Here is a 283-nt window from a genome sequence, read left to right on the forward strand (position 1 = left end):
CGCACTGGTATCAACTGATCCTTCCCCTAAATCATCATCCTCCCAAAAATCCGCATGCGCTTCGGCACTCCAGACGATATTTCTGTCTTCATCCGTGATTTCAGGACTTATCACAAAATCCATTTTCTTACGGTGAATATATTCATCGTCTTCAATAGATTTCTCCTTATTTGCTTCCATGATGCCGACAGCAATTAATACCCCGGCACAGGCGCTGGCAACATATTCAGCCGCACCCACTGCGACAGGGACCAGTAATGGTATGGGCATATCAACGTCTCCT

1 pseudogene is annotated in these 283 nt (G+C 46.3%); it reads right to left on the bottom strand.

The window, feature by feature from the left end:
* A pseudogene (locus ABR397_RS23795) lies at positions 1–270 on the bottom strand (hypothetical protein); the annotation flags it as partial.
* Positions 271–283 lie beyond the last annotated feature (13 nt).

Origin of the sequence: Photorhabdus viridis (genome assembly GCF_040256935.1) — a bacterium.
Taxonomy (GTDB): Bacteria; Pseudomonadota; Gammaproteobacteria; order Enterobacterales; family Enterobacteriaceae; genus Photorhabdus; species Photorhabdus viridis.